We start from the raw sequence: 1,625 nt of genomic DNA on the forward strand, positions 1-1,625 counted from the left end.
GCCCCCCACACCCCCGACCTCTTCGTCTACGGCCGCGCACCCCGCCCCTGCCTCCGCTGCAACACCCCCATCCGCACGGCCGACCAGGGCGACGGCTCCCGCGAGCGCCCCACCTACTGGTGCCCGACCTGCCAGGTGGGACCCGCACCGGGCACCGCCCCACCCCGCAAAACTCAGCACCGTACGACTAATTGACGACCCGTCAGAAACCCTCGTACGGTCGCTTCATGCCCGTCAAGGCGTACGACCTCACCGGACGCACCGCTTTCGTCACCGGCGCCGCCAGCGGTATCGGCCGCGCCTCCGCCGTGCTGCTCGCCGAGGCGGGCGCCACCGTGCACTGCGCCGACTGCGACGCGCAGGGGCTGCACGAGACGGCGACCCTGATCAAGGGCAAGGGCGGCACCGCCCGCACCCACCACCTGGACGTCACCGACCGCGAGCAGGTCAGACAGGCCGTCGAGTCCTGCGAGGACCTGCATGTGATGGCCGCGGTCGCCGGGATCATGCACAACAGCACCGTGCTGGAGACCCGGGACGAGGATCTCGACCGGGTGCTGAACGTCAACTTCAAGGGCGTCCTGTACGCCTGCCAGGAGGCGGCCCGGCTGATGCTCGACCGCGGCACCAGGGGCAGCATCGTCACCATGGCCTCGGGCGCGATCGACACCGGAGGGGCCGGCCTGCTCTGCTACAGCGTCGCGAAGGCGGCCGTCGTCCAACTGACGAAGACACTCGCGACGGAGCTGGGCCGACAAGGCATCCGCGTCAACGCGGTTGCGCCGGGTTGGATCCGCACACCCATGACCGACCACCACGAGGCCGAGGCCCGTACCGAGGCACTGATGGTCCGCCTGTCGCCGCTGGGCCGGGTAGGCGAGCCGGATGACATCGCCCACGCGGTGCTGCATCTGGCATCGGACGCGTCATCATTCACGACGGGCCAGATCCTCCGCCCGAACGGCGGCGTCGCGATGCCTTGGTGACAACCACCGCCTCAGCACCCGGCGACGGCCCTGCACCCGGCTGGGGCCCTGTTCCCGACTAGGGTCCGCCGCCTTGCTGGGTTCTGTCGCCCGGCGATGACCCGGAGCCCGGCAGCGGTCGGACGCCTGATGACGACTCAGCACCCGGCAACGCTCCCGTGGCCGACGGCGATCCGGCACCCGGCTGGGATCCGGTTCCCGGACAGGGTCCGCCGCCCTGCTGGGTTCCGTCATCCGGCGATGTGCCAGTGCCCGGCGGCCGCTCGACATCCGGCGACGCCCCAGCCACGGGCGACGCTCCATTGCCCGGCTGGGATCCGGCGCCCGGCGACGCCCCGGCGTCCAACGACGTTCCAGTCCCTGGCGGCGTTCCGACACCCGGCGATGACCCGGCGCCCGGCAGCCACCCGCCATCCGCCGACGCCCCCGCGCCCTCGCCCGCGCCCGCGCCCGCGCCCGGTGATGCTCCAGTACCTGGCAACCGTCCAACACCCGACGCCAACTCGGCACCCGGCAATGCTCCACCGTCCGGCGGTGTTCCGACGCCCGATGACGACCCAACACCCGGCGATGCCCCGGCGCCTAGCAGCGGCCCAACGTCCACCGACGACTCTGCGCCGGACGGTGGAGCATTGCCGG

Annotated in this window: 1 protein-coding gene and 1 pseudogene; both read left to right on the forward strand. The window is 72.2% G+C overall.

The annotated features are described in order from the left end of the window. Positions 1-195: pseudogene (locus JHN63_RS50880) on the forward strand (DNA glycosylase); the annotation flags it as partial. 32 nt (positions 196-227) lie between these two features. Continuing rightward, positions 228-986: an SDR family NAD(P)-dependent oxidoreductase gene (locus JHN63_RS50885; protein WP_200691911.1), complete on the forward strand. Its 759-nt coding sequence runs from the start codon at positions 228-230 to the stop codon at positions 984-986. Positions 987-1,625: the final 639 nt, after the last annotated feature.

It is taken from the genome of Streptomyces sp. MBT65, assembly GCF_016612545.1.
In the GTDB taxonomy this organism is placed as follows: domain Bacteria; phylum Actinomycetota; class Actinomycetes; order Streptomycetales; family Streptomycetaceae; genus Streptomyces.

Bases quoted from the DNA above. Each gene is read 5' to 3' on its own strand.
- JHN63_RS50885 (WP_200691911.1), top strand. From the start codon at position 228: ATGCCCGTCAAGGCGTACGACCTCACCGGACGCACCGCTTTCGTCACC.